General features: G+C 37.9%; 12 protein-coding genes. 5 read left to right on the top strand and 7 right to left on the bottom strand.

The annotated features are described in order from the left end of the window. The first annotated feature begins 491 nt into the window (after window positions 1-491). Entirely contained in the window at window positions 492-878 is a 387-nt protein-coding gene (locus QOL76_RS07850) for a helix-turn-helix domain-containing protein (RefSeq protein WP_184495503.1), read from the top strand. A 259-nt stretch (window positions 879-1137) separates the two neighbouring features. On the opposite strand, the gene QOL76_RS07845 is transcribed toward QOL76_RS07850, so the two are convergent. From QOL76_RS07845 to QOL76_RS07815, 7 genes are all read right to left on the bottom strand, one after another. Beyond that, complete coding sequence (locus QOL76_RS07845) at window positions 1138-5481, bottom strand: NACHT domain-containing protein (RefSeq protein WP_184495502.1); 4344 nt, start codon at window positions 5479-5481, stop codon at window positions 1138-1140. Window positions 5482-5832: 351 nt separating this feature from the next. After that, complete coding sequence (locus QOL76_RS07840) at window positions 5833-6855, bottom strand: toprim domain-containing protein (protein WP_184495500.1); 1023 nt, start codon at window positions 6853-6855, stop codon at window positions 5833-5835. A 199-nt stretch (window positions 6856-7054) separates the two neighbouring features. Next, entirely contained in the window at window positions 7055-8077 is a 1023-nt protein-coding gene (locus QOL76_RS07835; protein ID WP_283412423.1) for an AAA family ATPase, read from the bottom strand. A 268-nt stretch (window positions 8078-8345) separates the two neighbouring features. After that, window positions 8346-8654 carry a hypothetical protein gene (locus tag QOL76_RS07830; protein WP_184495498.1) on the bottom strand — a complete coding sequence of 103 codons (309 nt, stop codon included), beginning with the start codon at window positions 8652-8654 and terminating at the stop codon, window positions 8346-8348. Between the two features lie 75 nt (window positions 8655-8729). After that, on the bottom strand, window positions 8730-9410 hold the full coding sequence (locus QOL76_RS07825; RefSeq protein WP_184495497.1) for a hypothetical protein: 681 nt from the start codon (window positions 9408-9410) through the stop codon (window positions 8730-8732). Between the two features lie 2 nt (window positions 9411-9412). Continuing rightward, a complete protein-coding gene (locus QOL76_RS07820) occupies window positions 9413-9733 on the bottom strand; it encodes a tyrosine-type recombinase/integrase (protein ID WP_283412422.1) in 321 nt (106 codons plus the stop codon). A gap of 6 nt (window positions 9734-9739) precedes the next feature. Further along, window positions 9740-10669 carry a phage integrase SAM-like domain-containing protein gene (locus QOL76_RS07815; RefSeq protein WP_283412421.1) on the bottom strand — a complete coding sequence of 310 codons (930 nt, stop codon included), beginning with the start codon at window positions 10667-10669 and terminating at the stop codon, window positions 9740-9742. A gap of 1208 nt (window positions 10670-11877) precedes the next feature. Here QOL76_RS07815 and QOL76_RS07810 point away from each other — a divergent pair. The 4 genes from QOL76_RS07810 to QOL76_RS07795 all read left to right on the top strand — a co-directional run bounded on the left by QOL76_RS07810 (window position 11878) and on the right by QOL76_RS07795 (window position 18740). Further along, window positions 11878-12441, top strand: a complete 564-nt coding sequence (locus QOL76_RS07810; protein ID WP_219956989.1) for a hypothetical protein — start codon at window positions 11878-11880, stop codon at window positions 12439-12441. A 55-nt stretch (window positions 12442-12496) separates the two neighbouring features. Continuing rightward, complete coding sequence (locus QOL76_RS07805) at window positions 12497-14677, top strand: TonB-dependent receptor family protein (RefSeq protein ID WP_219956990.1); 2181 nt, start codon at window positions 12497-12499, stop codon at window positions 14675-14677. A 204-nt stretch (window positions 14678-14881) separates the two neighbouring features. Next, window positions 14882-16261, top strand: a complete 1380-nt coding sequence (locus QOL76_RS07800) for a Fic family protein (RefSeq protein ID WP_219956991.1) — start codon at window positions 14882-14884, stop codon at window positions 16259-16261. An 880-nt stretch (window positions 16262-17141) separates the two neighbouring features. Further along, entirely contained in the window at window positions 17142-18740 is a 1599-nt protein-coding gene (locus QOL76_RS07795) for a hypothetical protein (protein ID WP_219956992.1), read from the top strand. Window positions 18741-18902: the final 162 nt, after the last annotated feature.

The raw sequence follows: 18902 nt of genomic DNA, 5'->3' as shown, positions 1-18902 counted from the left end.
CAACTTGCATGGCACACGCAAAGGATGCCTTAACGCTCATTTTCTACAAAAATCCAGTTACTATTTCAACGGTTCAAAAGCTGTTGCCGTATCGCAAAACCATAAAAGTTTAAAATTGAATTCCAACTTTTAAGATTGATGACTTGAAGCTTTGCACTTCTTTCATGACATATCTAGATATTCCTATATCTGGATATATATCTGTATATCCAGATATACCAAATCTCAGAAATACAGTAAAACAGTTTTGAAATACACTTATAAGCATATATTTGTCAAATAATGCCATTTCGAAAACTCCCAGGAAGAAAGAAAACTTATTCTTTTCTCCAATTTCAAATAGATTCTGATCATGATAAATCACAGAAATTGGATAATTTGTAGATGCAGACTTAACTATTCCTTGTGAATATATCTACATATACAAATATATGGTTTTGCGATATTTTTGAAAATTATATAGCTTTAAAAAAAGTAAAAACTGACTACTAGTGACTGAAAATCAGCGAATAAAAATCATCCGAAAATTTTTAGGTATGACCCAAGTGGATTTTGGTGCATCCATAGGATTGACTCAGGCTGGATATTCAGATATAGAAAGAGGCAAAAACAATGTCTCCGGCAAAATAAAAATCATGCTGAAGCAGGTACACCAGGTGAACTTGGCCTGGCTGGAAAGCGGCGATGGAGAAATGATAGACACTTTCATCCCAACTAAGGGATGGAGTCCAGAAAAGTTAGCCGACGACCAAAAACAGATCGAAAACCTAAAATTAGAAATCGACCGGCTAAACGCTGAAAACAAACTTTACCGTGATCTCCTGGATTCCAAGCTCAAGATGATAGCGACTTTGGAGGAGAGGTTTGGGAAGGAATAGAGGGATCATAATTTACGATAACGGTGAGTGGATGAGCAGTAGTGGACTTCAACCCTCAAATCTGTCAAATAGCACCGACCTTAGATTTTTAGTTTTACCTTCAAAAAAGCACTGAACCCGCTATTGCTTAACACAATGTTGCCCGTGCTTTTTCATTTTCTTTTCTGTCAGCGTTGGGGCTGCCATACCCTTTCGCAAGTTTTGGCTTGTGCCGCTGGATTTAGCGACTTGGCAATGTGTATGGATGTTGAGGATTAATCTACTTTTCATATTCAATTACCTTTTGAAAAACTTGATGGTCTTTGAACGGATGAGCCGTAAAGAATTCAGTTCTTCTTTCATTTGTTTTAAAGGTCAACTGCCTTTCTCCCCAAATAGCCCACACAAACTTCATTTTCTTATCCTTCAAATATTTGTCTAATAAGTCCTTTCTGAGATAAACAAGGGAATGATTGTTATTGTACTCATTGTGGAAATAAACATTAATTGAAGCCGCTGTACCATCTTGGTCTAGTAGGTCGAAAGTTTGAGGCTGGCTAACTAATCCTAATTGATTAGCGAGTTCTTTCGCAACAACTGTGACGTGACCATCTTTGTTTACGGAAGAATGATAACTTTCCCAGTTGTATTTCATTACAGGCATTAGCGCTTCGAATTTTTCCAATTCTGATACTTCAATTTCTATTTCTTCTGGAAACTCTTTATTGATTTCAATGTCTTCTTTATCAATGTCCAAGAATATTGATGGATAATAACCAGGGTCTCCAGGTTTAACTTTCTCTTTTCTTTTACCTACAACAAATTCTAATTCTGTATAGTTGTCATATGTAGCTTCGTCAAATATGTACAGTTCACCCCCATATGTATAGTAGTTTTCATGCTTCTCTGGCAACCAGCGCCCGCCAAGATTTTGCTTGTTTAGCAAATCCATCACTTTACTATAGTCTTTCTCTTCAACTAAGAAACTCCTTATAAATGAGAATCGCTCCCGTTCTGCAGGAACATCTTCTTGAACAATAAATCCATCTAAGCAAATCCATTCTCCGTCCCGCCCTTTTAAAGCCGTTTGAGTTAGGTAGTCTTCAATATGCGGCATCCCACCTTCTTCATACCATTTTTCTAATGGAGAGTTTCTGTCACCTAATAAATCATGAGTTACAAATAGCTCATTTGGTGGTTTCTGTGGAAAGCTGGGGTCTATGTCTGCATCTGATAGTCTGTATCTGTCCCATTCCTTTTCCAAAAGGCCTAAATCATTCCTTAAACCTGCATTCTCAAAAAATGCAATCCAAGAATACTTCTTCCCGTACCGCTCGACTTTAGCTCTTTCTGTACGGCCGCTATAATAGTTGTCATTGCCGAGTGAAGTCTCAGCTTCTTTGAACAGTTCTTCGTTCCAACCCAAGTCGTGAATCCGCCACAGAATTTGCTTCCGAACTTTAACCTTTTCAGGTGGATTAGCATAAGATCCTCCATCTTTCACAATTCTTCCTATCGTATAATTGCTGAAATCCATGTGAATAGGGCCAGAGTAGCCAAATTCAATTTCTTCATGATTGCGTTCACCTAAATCCCTAATACCGCCATAAGAATACGGAGGTCGAATTTCTTCTATTTCGCTTGATGTTAATAGGTTAGGGTGATGAATCAAACATATTTCAATTGTTCTTCTGGCGTAATCTCTGGCTAAAATATGGGTTGTTGAAAATGGAGCGTCATTTTTGAACATTAGATCATGTAACGATTTCCCAATTTCAGGAAGAGTTTCTTTTCGAAACTTATCCGAACTTATGGAGTTATGATTTCCCATTGAAACCCCATATAAACATGCTAAACTACGCTCCCATACATAAGGGTCATTAATTTTCAATGATTCAAAAACTAGCTTAGAAAACGAAGAAGGAAATTTCCTCCCATAGTAATAAAGTGCTCTTGTGGACTTATCTCGAAGGTTACGGTTTGTACTCGTCAGAAACCATAAGATGAATTTTGCAAGAAGGTGTTGTTTCCTAATTAAAATCTCCGACTCTCTATTATTCAATTTACATTGTTGCTCAAATTCTTCAACAAACTCTTCTAAATCATAGGCTCTTTTTCTAATGTACTCTGTCCAACTTAGATCTCTTGCATTCATTTCTAAAGAGGCAAGAAGCTGAGAAAAAAAGTTAGAGTTTAAAGGGTGTTTAGTATCACTGACTGTTTTAAAGAAAAGGTCAAGTAGTGGTTTATGATTTTCAATTGAACGGTTGAATAGTGACCTTACTAATTCTCGGTCGGTATCTTGAACAAATTGTGCTGGCAAGCTAAACAGTGTAACAACTGACTGACTAAAGCAGTAATTTGAGAATGAAATACTCTCTTTAAATTGTTTCTTGACAAACTTTGGCAGCTTCTTAAAAATTGACTTTTTGGTAAATCGTAATTTCCAATTGGTTTTAAGCAATTCGTGCATTGCAACATTTTTCACCTGTGGCAATAACATGCACAATGCATATAGTACATCTTCATACAAGGGATGCTGACCTTTCTCTCGAATTATCTTGTTAATGAATTCTGTGCTTGTGAAATACTTCAAATTATTAGTACGCTCTATTAATCTAACACCAATTAGGAACCCTGCGAGCATATCGTAGGTGAAACTGACAAATTCTATTTTCTCTCTTATATCGCGGGTCATTACCAATCCCTCACTGATTAATATATCCGCTTTTGAGTTGTCTTTGTCATACTCTTTATCACCATCAATTAAGGTGTAGAACTTATCTATTGGAATTTCCCGTAGATCATTTTCCCATAAGAACTCAGATAGAACTGATAGGCTGTTATTAATGAAAGGTTCATTAGACCTTAAAAGATGGTTGCTATTTGTTACCCTACGATTGACTTGATCCAGATATTCTTTAAAGATATCATAGGTAGACTCCTCCTCAATATTGACTTCTACAGGGTCTCCACTTCTCCAATTCGGATTTTTAATTTCACAGAAAATTTTTAAAAAAATTGGCTCTCGAAATTTTTCTAATCGTGCAAAAAATAGGTCTGCTTTTAACAGGTATTTGCTGAAATATTTGTTGACCGCCTCCTGAATAGTTTCATAGTCGTCAAATCCATTCAAGTAGTGAAAGTTGGCATTCGAATCAGCCCAAACCCTATTCTTGTAAGAATTACGGCAGGTAGTAATTAGTACTAAATTGTCACGTTCATTAGTTTTAGTTTCAAAACTGCTAAGGTGGTTTTTCCAAATAGGGGAAAAGTACCTGTTTTCTATTGTTTCATTCAGTCCATCAATGATTATTGGAACTTTTTTCTTAACTATCGAACCGTAAATATCCAGAGCATCAAGGAATTCATCTTCTGTGAATTTATTCTCAACGTCAAGGATTTTTCTTATCGCCTCAGAAATAGACTTTTCCCCTGAAAACTTGTCAGCTGTGAGAAAAATAGCTGGTTCATTCTGCTGAATTCTCTTAAATGCGATGTCACACGAAAGATGAGTTTTTCCTTTACCTGCGTCTGAGATAAAATGAATAGTCCTTTGAGACTGGTGAAAGTAATTCCTGAAGAAACGTTCATAAATTTCACCAAATTCGGATATGAGATAGGAAATTGAATATGCATCTCTTGCTGCCCTTGACTTTTCTTCAAAGGATGAATAATCAATCTTATCGAGGTATTTGAAAAAGTCCTTTCTCAAATCTTCTATTTGAAAAGATGAAAGTTCTGTTCCTTTAAAGGAAACAAAACAATTCTTTAAAGAGTCGATCTTTTCAAACACTAACGAAATATGCTTTTGAAAATCTTGACAAACGATAAGGTAAGCACCTCTGATACTTTCCTCCTTTTTGGAGATATTTTTTTCGTCACGGAAATCTACAATGGCAGATTTTATTTGATTGGCTTTATCGAGAAGCTCCTTTTTTAAACCCTCTAAGTGTTTTAAATAACCCGTATTAAGAAGAGAGAAGTCAATGATTGTTTGAGTGTATTGATCTATACTGTGAAGATCTGGATCGAATTTGTCCTTAACCTTTTGGTAGTTTTCTTCAAATCTACGATTGAACCATCCATCGTTAAATTCAAGTTCACCAAAAAAGAAACTTCTAATCCCAAGAAGTTTTGCACTATTCAGAAATGATACAAAGTCCGATTTACCCCAAAGTTCAAGATTAATTATTCTGGAAGTGGGAATCTTCTTAGGAAGTTCGTTATTGAACCAGCTGCGCTCTCCCTTACTAAACTTTCCTTTACTTGAAAGACTATCAGTAGTTAAGTCTGTTTTTAAACAGAGAAACCACTTAGTCAAATTCATATGATTTCTACAAGCTGTTTCTAAGGAATTTTCAATTGCTGTATCTCTTGAACTTACATTCAATCTGCCATTGTCACCAAAAAATTTACATTGCCAACCCCAAGTCTCCCCATTATTGTGTTTCAAGTAGAATTCAACGCCTCCATCACCACCGCTACCATCGATAGGAGTGAATTTTCCAAGATGGCCATATTCTTTTAATGCAATTTGATAACAAAGCTGTTCAAAGCACTGGGTTACTTTTCCATCATAAGGTTTCAGCTTACCAAAATCTATGTTTTCAATTCCTGTCATTTATTTCATTGTGCTTTGGCAATAAATAGCTCTTTTGGTTTTTTGCGTTTGGCTTGTGAGTCGGCAAAATCGAATGAGTTATTTGTGCGGTGGATTTTTTCAGCATGGCATACAACGATTGAACATCCTCAATTGGTGTTATTTCCCAAAATAAGGCAAATCCCCTTAAGTAGTTGGTGATATTTCCCATTTATTTGACACTCATACTTATCACACTTTGGCTCTGAGGATGCGTTTTGAATAAATGGTGCTGCCAAGAAAAGGATTAACCCAAACAAAAAAAATACCCTGTACTGGGTATTTTTGTGTATAAAATGAAAAAAACTGAATATGTCACTTCCTAACATGTTTCTAATTTCTAGTGACAACATGAGGCTTCAAAAGCTCATTAAAATCCTCAAATCCCTTATATCGATACCTTTGATCGGTCACTTCAGTTTGAAATCTCCATATTCCTTCAACATCTCTAGAGCTGATTTTGAGAGTTGAAATGAGCTTCTCAAATTTATCACGGCAACCCTTTAGCATCTTCAAATCCCAATCAGTAGAAATTGAATTCCTTCGACAATAGTGGTAAAGCTGGGCTGCTTTCATGAAAAAGCCCGTGTACTTATCACCGGTAGCATCGTTATCCAGGTAAAGATCTACCACCTCACATTCTGCCAAAACATCCAGGATCAGGCTTAATTTCAGATTGGCAGTACTGTTCAAAATAATTGCTTTTAAATCGGTTGCTCCTGACAACTTCAGATAACTCAGAAAGTCAAACCAGCCTTCGAAGATTTTTATTCTTTCAGGAGTTCCAAGTACCTGGATAGAAATACCTCCTCCTAGAATATTCCCTTTGAAAATGGAAGATCTAAGCACCCATCCACCAGACTCGTTGGGAAAACCAACAGCGAAGTACTTCCTCCCTTTATTTCCCCAATGTACTTCCTTAGCGAAATCCGAAATCTCATTAGGCTCTAGCCCCCTGGTTCGTATATAATTCACCAAAGCCGGATGAGAAACCCTCTTTACACTTTCAATCTTAATCTTCGGTGCGGCCTTTGGCTTATTCGTTGGTATCACGGTTCTCTCTGTTGGAAAATCAGAAAGTTGCTCAACTGACTGGGCAAAGGTTTTATTTTCGAAAACCTGGACAGCTTCTAAAACATCCCCTCCTCTTCCTGCAGCATGGTCATACCACACATTGGTTCTATGATCCACTGCGATGGAACCAGTCCGCTGTGAGAGAAACCCAAAGAAATGCTCCTTCCCTTGCATACCTTCATATTTCAGTGCTCCAACACTCACTAAGCCCTGGAAATAATCTATTATAGAGAAGTCCCTTTTGATTCGACTCGCTTCATGTTTTAAATCAGTATAATTCATGGTTGGTTTTGTGTTAAAGTGTTTTCACTAATTAAAAAAGACAGTTGATTTACAGCCACTTGAAATCAGTAGCTATTTTTCTCTTTTGCTGACATTTGATAGAAATACATCAAAAAGAAAAAGAAGGGTAGGAGGTATAGGAATTCGTACGGTTCGTACACCTCGTACCCCTCGTACAGTACGATTCGTTCGAGTCCGACTAATCCTCGATTTCAGCCTGTTTCAGCCACTTTCGCACGGCTCCTTCTGACACTCCTAATTCCAGAGCGATTTTCACATTCGAATAGCCACTCTTTTTCAGTTCAAAAGCTTTATTCTTTACCTGGACCTTATCAGCTGCATCGAAGTGCTTGAGATGCTCTGACTCTTTTCCATATTCTAAAAATTTGAAGGAGCTGAAATTAGTCTCCTTACCGATTTTGCATACCACTACATTCTCAGAAGGAAATTGAAATGCTCCATACCGGACTTTGATTTGTTTCAGGTATTTAATCGATGGATCTTTTTGACTCTCCCCTACTGCGAAGCAAGAATCGATAAGATTGATAAAGCTCTTGCTTCCCTGAATGTCATTTCTACTGATGGGAGCAAATAAATTCCTCTTGGGAGTATGTGCTATCAATAAGATCGACCAGCCATACATCTTCTTTAGGTTGTTAAGCCGAATCAAAAACGGAGTAGTATTCTTTGCTTTTTCATTATCAGAAATGACACAGGACAGATTATCGATCACCAGAATTTTTGCCTTGGACTCAGTGGTTTGGCTTTCAATCTCACGAAAGAGAAAGGATTCGTAATCTTCTACCGATACATCATAGCCATAGGGATTGATTTCAGCTCTTAAAAATTGTTCACTGAATTCGAAATGGTCAAACAGGATGTCTTTATCCTTATCGTGTTGTGCATATCGCATTTCAAATTGCTTGGCCGTCAATTCCAGGTCAAAGTAAATTACCTTGGACTTAGGAAGCTCCATTTCCAGGCCTAGCGTCGAAGTTCCTTTTGTCACACTGTCGATGATCTGAACAGCAAGCAGAGATTTACCCTGATTCGTATCGGCAAAGAGGATACATAGCTCTTCTTCATACCAAAATGGGCCAAATATCTTTTTGGGGATTGGTTTACTTTTGGCCTCATCAATCCACTGGTTAGCGGATTTGATGGTTAAAAATTCACCATTTCTGGGTGCATTAGAATTAGATTCTTGATTTAATAAAGTCATACTTTTTGGCATTAAAATTCCAGGCAACATTATTATCCAATGCTGCAATTAATTGTTTAAGAATAAATTGATTAGATCAGTTGATCACCAAGAGTTGGTGCTGAGTCGGGAGAGATGAAAAAGTTGGGAGATCAGTCTTGCCTAAGTTGACTTTGATTGAAAGTTTTACCAATTTAGTACACACTTTTAATAACAGAAGGTTAAAAGACAACTTGGAACTGCCCACTGGCTTTTTCAACAAAAGGAAAGGATGGCTGTCCTTTCCTTTTTAATTTTCAAACTCTCCAGCATAAAATCTTTCCACCTCTCTTTGGTGGATAAAGCGTCTTTTCCCTCTGAACATGGAGCGGAATTCCTCTCCCCTAGATTCAGAAACGGACTCCATTTTGGAAATGGAGTAATGGGATTTCACACCTGTTGCCTCCATGAATTCCTGAAGTGAGAGCCATTCGTTTTTTATGGACTTATCGGAAGTCCCCGAACTCATATTTGCAATTTTCTCTTCCAGCTTGTTGAACTTCTCTTCAAGCCATTTTTGGCTAACAGCTGAAAACGGAATAAAAGTGTCTTGATTCATCTTGATTTGAGTTTGATTTACTCAAATATAAGCAAAAAATATAAAATCGGTCACTAGTGTCCGATTTTTTAACATTTAAATATTTATAGGCTTCAAATGATAGAAATGGTGCATTTCTGCATCAAATTTCTCATCTAGCCATTTTCTCAATTTAGAAGAAACTCTTTCTCCTTCTTCATCTGCCATCCTGACTTGCAGCCTAGTCACCTCTGGCCAATTAAGGGACTTGTACTCCAAATAATAGTCAAAGACCTCCTTAACCTCTGGGATATTCATAATCCTACTAAAAAGCTCCGAATCCAAATGACGTAAAGCAGACAAGAACCGAACGGGACCAGCCACTTCATACAACTCAGCTAAATCCTGATTGATATTCCAAAGGATCTCCTTTACCTCTCTATCCTCAAAAATGGAATCAAAATAGTCAACGACCCTTTCCAAGGTGACCTTTTCATAGGCTTCATTCACTATCATAGACGGCGTAAATTCTACTTCCAAAGAATCCTCAAAGTAATCCCGAAGCATCTCAATATACTTAACTTCCTCCTCAATGATTCTGGATACTTCTCGATCTAAAGCACTAAGATCACCATCATGATCCTTTACAAATTTCATCCCGATTCTAGAAGCAAATTTGGTTTTGACATTCTTGTATCGAACCATGACGTACAGCGGAAATCCGGTGGCAGATTTGCCTATCTTTTCCAGCTCATTACCATGATAATGTTTGATAGCCAGCTTGCTCTTCTTTTGCATAATCACCTTTGAATCAAAGAAAGAATTCTGTTGTAGGATTCAACCGTCCTTCTTTCAGTATAATACTTTTTTAAAACCGATCCCGGCGAGTGACCAAAAATCATCCTAATATCATTATCATCCATTCCCAATCGATCAGTCCAGGTACCAAAGGTCTTCCTTCCTACTTTATTGGAAAGCACATCTGTAAAGCCAATCATTTCTGCCAGGACTTTTAAATGCTGGTTGAACTTCTGTTCAGATATTGCAACACTCTTTGGGAAAATCATTTCATCATCCTCGACAGAATACTTTTTGACGATCTTCTTAGCAGTGTCATTCAAAGGGATCTAGAATTCCTCACCGTTTTTCTTTCGCTCACCCTGAAGCACAAGGTGGTTGGGATTTTCCTTCAGCAAATTACGGTCAAATCCCTTTTCATTACTAATTGCGATCAAATCATTGTAATAGAGAGCGGTATTACACAGCAAAATGAAAATATCTCTGGTGATTTCAAGCCTTCTTTCTTTTCGGTCGAATTTCAACTCTAACAGCTTCTTATACTGCTCGTCATTCACATAGATGATCTTTTCAGGTCTTTTATTGGAATCTATATCAATTCCTTCAAAAATTCTCTTTCTAAACGGGATTGCATACTGGTCACAGTATTCTCGATAGATAACCTTCAAGCGATCTACATACTTCGCCAACGTGGTATCTGAATTGATTTCTGTCTGATCACTTCTCATGAAATCCACAAACTCCAACACATAGTTTTCGTCAACATCTGCCATGACAGAGGTCTTTTTGTAAGATTCAATAAGTTTTCTCAGAGTTACATATACTTTCTTTGTTCCAGCTACCTTTTTGGAAGTAGCTCCAAAGTTGATCGAATAATCAATGAATTCGGAAACTTTATCACTAGCACCAGGAGCATGAACACCATTCACACCCTTCAACTTTTTCCCTTGATATTTTACCAGATAAATATTCTTCAACTTTTCCGCAGTCAGTACTTCGTTTCGTTTATAAAAATCCTGGATAATCCCTTTGAGTCTATGAATCTCCCGAGCGATTACCCTATTGTGAAACTCAGCATACTGATATTGGCTATTCACCCATTTGGTTGGTTTGCCTGACCAAGCATTTTTAGGAATTTTCTCAAGTTTGAGATTAATGTAATGTCGAACTTTCCAATTTATGCACAAATAAATCCCCTGTCCACCTGAAGAGGGAATCGCTTTAGGATTCAACACAGCAGAAATTTTGATGTCAATCATGCCCCAAAATAGTCACAATAAAGAGCGAAGCAAAAAGATTATAAAAAACTGGGACAAAAACTGGGACAATATCTGGGACAAAAACTGGGACAAAATCATCCGAATTTAACAGAATCAAATAGATTCGAAATAATGCTAAACCCCTGAAAAACAAAAAACTCCGAACAATTTTTACATTGTCCGGAGTTACCAAGTAGCGGGAACAGGACTATTTTAAATTACTGTTTACTAATAGTTTACGACTTAAAGAGGACAAATCGGGGGACAGGTTCATTTTGTACCAAAAAAATTAAATTCATTTGAATTGATTTTTGTCTAAATCTCGGATTTTTTGCAAAATCTGGGTTTTTGGTCTGTATGAGGGGGTTCAGTTTTGAATGATATTTTTTTCTTTTTGATGTTAAGAACAAAAAACGTCCAAGGCTTCAGCTAGGCTAATCAGAAATCGAATCTTCATTTTTTATTCGAAATTTAAATTCATTTGAATTGATTTTAATTTCAGCCCTCGAATAATTCGTACTGTACGAGGTGTGCGAAGTGTACGAACCGTACGAATTAAGCCTTTTTTCTTTTTGCTGTTTGAGAATCTTTCTTTGTGGCAAAAACACCACTGATTGTTTTTGCGCTTCACCAATCACTTTGTGCACAATCTGTGTTCACAAAGTAAATTCCAAAGTTTCCATTGAGGTATAATTCATGAAAAGGCTATGAAGCAGGATTTTTATGAAAAGTGGCTGCTCTCCCTTTTCAAGAAAGGTTCCTCTAAATTAAATTTTAATATCCAAAATCTTTATTTCTTCTACTATCTTGGAATAGATCAGTTTATAATTCGTTACTGAGCATCAACAGTGGATGGCCTTCCTTGACACGATTGGGTTACTTATCTATGTCTTTTAGTGTCTCAGTTGAAAAGTCAAACTCAATTTTCAAATGATTTGATCCGATAGCCCAATCCAACCGGAAAAATTAATCATTTCCAGTTGGCTAATTTAGATCGATGCCACGGAGAAAGAACAAAAAAAGGATTTCTCTATAAGAGGGAACATGTAAACTGTTCAATTTTTAAAAGACAATTCTACTAAACTCAATTTAATGTCAACCTCATAATTTTCCACCCATCAATTCCAATGGCGTTAAATCATTATTTTTTATCCTTGGGATATTAAGTTCATTTCCATTCTTTTTTAACTTTACTTTAGCCTTTAATCATGAGAAAATCAGCTGCCATTTTTCTCCTTACGTGCTTTGGACTGTATCACCTGGGATTTTTTGCGGTGCAGTTCCTTATGCCTATGGCAATACATCAACATTGGGAAAATCAGATTTGGGAAAATGACGAAGACTTTCTTGAGGGTAAACTGATCCGAATTCCTTTTGCCATGCCGTATGGACAGAATCAGGAAAACTTTCAAACGGTGAATTTCCAAATGGAAATTGAGGGAAAAATGAACCGAGTAATAAAACAACGGTATTTTGAAGATCACCTAGAGGTAGTCGTGGTGAAGGATGAGCTCCAAACGAAACTTAATGAACAGGTGAAACTCTGGATAGTTTCTCTCGCATCTGATCAGGGAGATTTTGAGGGTCCGCCTTTACAGAAAGTACTTTTAAAATCTTTCGTAAAAGACTTTGTCCTACGCATTCACGATTTCTCCTTTGCACCAAAACTTTCCGAAATATTAATCCGGCATTCTTCTCCTTTTTTAATCACCATTCCGATGGGAATCAAGGATATCATACTGCTTCCTCCCCAAGGACTCCAGTTGTCCTGAATCTTTTTTCAGGGAAATAATCCCTGAATTTCCCCATTAATTATGACTTCTTTCTATGAAATACAAGTATTATATCTACTTGCTTATGGGCTTTTACTGGCTATCAAACCATGCATTTGCGCAGCAAGACACTGTTAAAACACTTACTCTCGAAGAGATTAAAATCCAGAATTTTCGACTTCAAAACCCTGTCACCAGTCTTCCGTCGACGCATGGATTGATGGTAGTCGGGGGAAGGAAATCGGAAGTGATTTCCCTGAGTGGATTAGCTACGAATCTTGCAGAAAAGACAGGCCGAAGCCTGTTTGCAAAAATTCCCTCAGCATTCATTTATGACATGGATGGTACCGGAAACCAAATCAACGTCTCTGTGAGGGGATTGGATGGGCATCGCAGTTGGGAATTCAATGTCAGGCAAAATGGGGTCATGATCAATACAGATATCTATGGATATCCTGCCAGCCACTATTCCATGCCCATGGAAGCAGTGGAACGGATCGAGCTGATTCGTGGAACTGCAGCGCTACAGTATGGTCAGCAGTTTGGTGGGATGCTGAATTATGTGCTCAAAAAGCCCGATCCAATTAAAAAGTTCAGTCTTGAAAACATCAGTTCAGTAGGGTCTTTTGGACTGTTGTCCAACTACACTTCGGTGGGAGGCACGATTGGCAAGTTCAGCTACTTTGGATACTATCAAAAGAGGAATTCCAACGGATATCGGGATGGCGGAAAATCCGAATCTGATGCCCAGCATGCGGAAATTTCCTATCAGATTAACGACCGCCTGAAAGCTAAAGCAGAACTGAGTCGGAGTATCTTTCTTTACCGAATTCCGGGTCCACTCACTGACGCCCAGTTTAAGGAGGATCCAACACAAGCCACCCGGTCACGCAATTATTACAGTCCTGAAATCTGGGTACCGGTATTGACACTGGAAGGCAGATTGGCAGCTAATACAAGTTTCAGTTTGGTGGGAAGCGGGATATTTGGTCAGAGAAGTTCAGTCACTTTTGATGCACTTGCAAACGTGCCCGACACCATCAATAGTGCAACTTCTGAGTACGCTCCTAGAAATGTGGATATTGATAATTACCATACCCGGACTTTTGAGGCTAGAATTTTACATGGATATACATTAGGTTCTGTTAAAAATGATCTCTCAATTTCAGTTCGATATTTCAATAATTCCTTTGATCGCAGGCAAAGGGGTAAAGGGACGACTGGCACAGACTACGACCTGTCTGTTGTAGGAGATTTTCCCAGAGATATCAACTTGAAAAGTCAAAGCATTGCAGCATCACTGGAAAACCAATTTCACTTAAATGACCGATTTTCAATTTCACCTGGATTACGGATAGAGAATGGAAGTTCAGCAATGAGCGGAACTATCAGTTATGTGGAAGCAGAGCAAGTGCCTCAGGAAATTGAATATGATTTTGTGACGTTGGGGATCAACGCCAATTATCAGTTTTCGCCTTCCAATCGCCTCTATGCAGGAATTTCCCAAGCCAACAGACCGGTTCTGTTTCAGGATATAATTCCCGGAAATCCTCTAACTATAATCAACCCAAACCTTACCCACAGCTTTGGATACAATTCGGAAATAGGCTGGGAACTCAGCCCCAAGGAATCGATGCATTTAAACGCTACCCTGTTTTACACATTTATAGGCAAACGCATCGGCAGTATTTTAGTGGAGCAAGATGATAATACCCTGATTCAAAAAAGCAATATCGGAGACAGCGGAACGGCCGGGGTTGAGCTCCTTTGGGATTGGGAATTCTTGAAAAAAGATCGCTTTGCACTCTCATTCTATACCTCATCAAGTTGGATGCGGGCAAGATATCTAAACGGGTTTGTGGCTGGTTCGGAAGGAAATGAAGAAATCGAGGGAAATCATGTCGAGGCTGTTCCCGAGTGGATCAGCAGAAACGGGCTAACCGCTTCCTATGGTTCTTTACAATTGGCTCTACAGCATCAGTTTGTAAGCGAATCTTTTTCCGACGCACTCAATACAAAAAGTCCACCTCCATCAGGTGCAGTGGGTTTGGTTCCTTCTTATCACATTTGGGATCTTCAGGGAATTTATACCTATGAAAACCTGACTTTGCGGGCAAGTTTTCAGAATATTTTCGACAACTCCTATTTCACAAAAAGACCTCAAATGTATCCGGGACCAGGCATATGGTCGTCTGATGGAAGAAGTTTGGTTATTTCCCTTGGTTTTAGAATCTGATCAATTCCACCTTCTTATATTATAACTTAGGGATTAAACTCAGAGACAATTCTTCAAAACGACTCGACAAAAGCGGAGAAATAGAGAATCGACATTCTTTCCAAAGAATGACGCGATTTAAATATTGCGTCAATTATCGTGACACGATTCTTTTTATTGCGTCATTTTTATGCTATTATTGTCGCGATACAAATGGGATTGAAAATGGAAAATCGAGATGAGCTACAACTGATTAAAGAAATAATTGCATCATCATCTGATGGCTTAGGAATAGAACAACTTCTTAGGTTGCTCCCATTTCAAATTGAAAAGAGAGCACTTCAAAGACGACTAAAAAGCCTCAGAGAAAAGAATCTGATTCTAATAAAAGGAGAAGCTCGATCAACAAAGTATTATACAAATGTCCCTGAACAAACTCAGGATTCTGGAAAGATAAAATCAGAAGAGGAGCTACAATCGACCATTCCGCTTTCACAAGAAGGCAAAGACGTTTGGGCCTTGGTCTCACGTCTTGTTGCACAAAGGAAACCTGTCGGATACGAACGAAGTTTCTTGGAAAATTACCGTCCCAACATCGACAGCTTTCTCAGCAAAGAAGAAAAACAAAAACTGGCTGAATGGGGAAATACTAGGAATGGAGAACAGCCAGCAGGGACCTATGCCAGAGAAATATTAAATCGCCTTTTGATCGACCTTTCTTGGAATTCAAGCAGACTGGAAGGGAACACCTATTCCTTGTTGGATACAGAGCTGTTAATCCATAACGGGAAAACCCCCTCGAACAAGTCTCCGATGGAAACCCAGATGATTCTCAATCACAAGGAGGCTATCGAGTTTTTGGTAGAATCGTCTGATGAGGTGGGCTTCAATCGCTACACTTTTCTTAATCTCCATGCCCTGCTTTCAAACAACCTGTTGCCAAATCCGGCTGCATCCGGCAGGCTTAGAACATTTGGCGTGGGAATCACCAATTCGGTATTTACTCCGTTGGGAATTCCACAACTCATCGAAGAATCTTTTGACCTAATACTAGCAAAGGCAAGCCAAATCCAAAATCCATTTGAGCAGGCTTTTTTTGTATTGGTTCAGCTTCCCTATCTCCAACCATTTGATGATGTCAATAAGCGAGTATCCAGATTGGCTGCCAATATTCCTTTGAACCGACACAACCTTGCTCCTCTTTCATTTATAGACGTACCGGAAGAAAGCTATATCAAAGGAATGCTAGGCATTTATGAATTAAACCGCATCGAATTATTCAAGGATGTTTTTTTGTGGGCCTATGAGCGGTCAGCCCTAAGGTATGCAGCCATTCGTCAATCTCTTGGCGAGCCGGATCCTTTTCGCTTAAAATACCGAGAAGAAATACGCGGGATCGTCAGCCAAATTGTAAGCAATGCAATGGATAAAGAAGCAGCATCCGAAGCAATAAAATCCGAAGTCAAAAAATTACCAGAACCAGACCAATCCAGGCTCTCCGAAGTAGTAGAAACAGAACTCTTGGGATTACATGAAGGAAATTTTGTCCGCTACCGAATCAGACCTTCCGAATTTACTGCTTGGAAAATGAAATGGGATTCTTAAAAAAAGCAGTCAAGTCGAAATCGTAACCCATAGAAATTCTAATTCCCAACCGCTAAATCATTTTAAATATAAAGTTATGAGATCCAAAAAAGGAAAAAGCGGGACAAATCGTAGGACAGATTTGGGGACAATTTAAATCAAATGGAATCGATTTGAAATTACAAGCTGGATCAAAATCCCTAAAAAAACCAAAAAGTTGACCACAGAACGATCACCTGTTTATTAGTTTGAGCAGTACTGTTGTAAATTGTTGATTTACTGAATCTTATATTTCAGGCGAGACAAATAGGGGAACAGGTTCATTTTGGTCAAAAAATTTCAAATTCATTTAAACTTATTTCAATCATGCTATCGAATTCTTTCTAAAACTAAGATCCCTAAGCCATTCTAAAGGCTAGAAAGTTGGACGGTTTTTTTCGTTTTGGTGATAAGGACTGGAAACCTAAAGACTTCTGCTAACCTTTTGCCAAAATCGAACATTCATTTTTGATTCTTTCCGCGGTAAGTCAAATTTTGGGTACTATGGTTTTAACAGATTTGTATGATTTCGAATTTCAATCCTCGAACAATTCGTATGGTACGAGAGGTACGAAGCGTACGAGGTGTACGAATCACTAGCTCATTTTTCTCACCATTATTGATATCGTTTGTCAATAGAACCTAAGTAAGGGATTGATTTTCCTATCCTCTTATTTATCTGACTCCTTCAATCCTCGACCCATTTTCTTCGCCTAGGAAAAATCATTAGGAGGTTTCAAAAATCGGCATTGCACAGAATTTTTCGACCTCTCCTCCTTGCATTACCGACATTATGTGTCACTTTCTCAATTAATCAAGTTCTTTGTAATACCTCAAAATAGAGGAATACTTATATTCAACTATGAATAATTGGCTCAAGGAAAATGAAAACGTATTTGCATTCAATGTAAAAGGAGATATTGTTTTTGCTCCAGACGCGGAAAGTGGACGAAATGGGTATTTCTGTATGGGTTGCAATAGAGTTATGCAAGCAGTAAAATCTAAGAAAGGGACATTTTTTCCCTATTTTAGGCATGATGCCAGCGCGAGTAAAGGACTACCAAAATGCACCTACAAAGATGAAACTTTCAGGCATAAGCTAGCCAAAGACATACTTCAAATTGAAAAACAAATCAAAGTTCCAGATATCCTAAAGCATCCTCCTATTGGAATAAACTCTCCTCCAAACCTGATTGAGGCATCTCATGTAATTTCCGCAGAAATCGCAAAAACAGAACTGACATTTTACGAAGATGAAAATTGCGAGATAAGATGGGGCAAAAATGAAAATGTTAAAGAAAAAAATCTTTTAATCAAACCTGACATTTCATTTTTTGACAAAGAGGGAAAGCCTACTTTACTAATAGAAATCGTCGCAACCCATAAAATTGATGAAGAGAAATTTTTAAAACTTCAGAGATTAGGAATCGACACGGTTCAAGTTGTAATCCCAAAAGCATCTATAGAGGACATTAGAAATTTCAATAAACATATCAAATACATTAAATGGGTCTATAATCATGTCGAGCAAAAAAGCGAGTATATACAACTACCCCCATCAAATGGAACGGGAATATTATCTACTGATGAAATCCCGGATTACTTTTTCAAAGAATCTTTTAAGTGTAGAGCAGCGCAAATTAGAGACCTTATACGGAGAATTGGAGTCTGCTTGGAATCAGAACAATATAGAACAGTTAAACAACACCTTGAATCGGAAATACAAAGGGTTGAGAGTTCTACAGAGCGAATTAAATCAGAACAAGAAGAATATCGAAGTTTCAGTAGAGCAGATTGGGAATCAAGAAATAGCGTCGAACTGGAGAGAATTAAAACTGAAGAGGCAAAATTTAAGAGAGAAGAACGAGACTTTAGAAAAAAATCTGAAGACTTGGTCACAAGATATTATACAAAAAGAGGCAAAATTGATGACGAGCAAAGAAAAGTTGATGAAGAATCAAGAAATCTTTTCGGAGCAGAAGAACAAAGTCGACTTAGCATTGAAGGAAGAAGATCTGAAAATAACAGAACTACAGAACGAGTATCAAAAGATATCGACGGAGAAAGAAACCTTATTAAAAACTATACTAAAAGAAGAGAAGAGCTTCCAAATGAGTTTGAGCAAAATAAAGCAAGAGAACTCTGCGACTTTAAATCAATTAGCAAGCAGTTTAAAAATGAAGAGGAGTCAATTGACGAACGAAGAAATGGAATCATTAAAAGCACAAGGGAGTTTGAGGAACAAATTGGAAGAGAATTTGAAACAAGAAGAAGAGACCTTATTAAAAGAATGGATTCTGAAGAATTCGAAAGATCTGAACTCTTATCCTCAAGCAATAACCCAACTATTCAAGGATGGAAATCACTCCATGATCTCGAAACAAGTACAGCTCAACTTAAAAGAGCGCGAGCAGCTTTTGACAGCTTTAAGGAAAAACATTTCAAAAATTGGGAAGACTGAAGAATGGTATTTTGCGAGATTTGACGAAAGTCAACTTGGCGAAGCGAACTAGGATCAGCCCAATGACATAATCCGTTTTTTTTCGGATTCCATAATTGCTATGAATACAGGCTTAATCACACTAGGTCTTCTGCGAACTGAGACCTATCGACATTATTAAAA

The organism is Algoriphagus winogradskyi, assembly GCF_900182815.1.
GTDB lineage: Bacteria > Bacteroidota > Bacteroidia > Cytophagales > Cyclobacteriaceae > Algoriphagus > Algoriphagus winogradskyi.
The sequence above is the reverse complement of the archived record's forward strand: the minus strand, read 5'-3'. Positions and strand labels throughout refer to the sequence as shown.

Bases quoted from the DNA above. Each gene is read 5' to 3' on its own strand.
- QOL76_RS07810 (WP_219956989.1), top strand. From the start codon at position 11,878: ATGAGAAAATCAGCTGCCATTTTTCTCCTTACGTGCTTTGGACTGTAT.
- QOL76_RS07830 (WP_184495498.1), bottom strand. From the start codon at position 8,654: ATGAATCAAGACACTTTTATTCCGTTTTCAGCTGTTAGCCAAAAATGG.
- QOL76_RS07815 (WP_283412421.1), bottom strand. From the start codon at position 10,669: ATGATTGACATCAAAATTTCTGCTGTGTTGAATCCTAAAGCGATTCCC.
- QOL76_RS07825 (WP_184495497.1), bottom strand. From the start codon at position 9,410: ATGCAAAAGAAGAGCAAGCTGGCTATCAAACATTATCATGGTAATGAG.
- QOL76_RS07805 (WP_219956990.1), top strand. From the start codon at position 12,497: ATGAAATACAAGTATTATATCTACTTGCTTATGGGCTTTTACTGGCTA.
- QOL76_RS07795 (WP_219956992.1), top strand. From the start codon at position 17,142: ATGAATAATTGGCTCAAGGAAAATGAAAACGTATTTGCATTCAATGTA.
- QOL76_RS07835 (WP_283412423.1), bottom strand. From the start codon at position 8,077: ATGACTTTATTAAATCAAGAATCTAATTCTAATGCACCCAGAAATGGT.
- QOL76_RS07845 (WP_184495502.1), bottom strand. From the start codon at position 5,481: ATGACAGGAATTGAAAACATAGATTTTGGTAAGCTGAAACCTTATGAT.
- QOL76_RS07840 (WP_184495500.1), bottom strand. From the start codon at position 6,855: ATGAATTATACTGATTTAAAACATGAAGCGAGTCGAATCAAAAGGGAC.
- QOL76_RS07800 (WP_219956991.1), top strand. From the start codon at position 14,882: ATGGAAAATCGAGATGAGCTACAACTGATTAAAGAAATAATTGCATCA.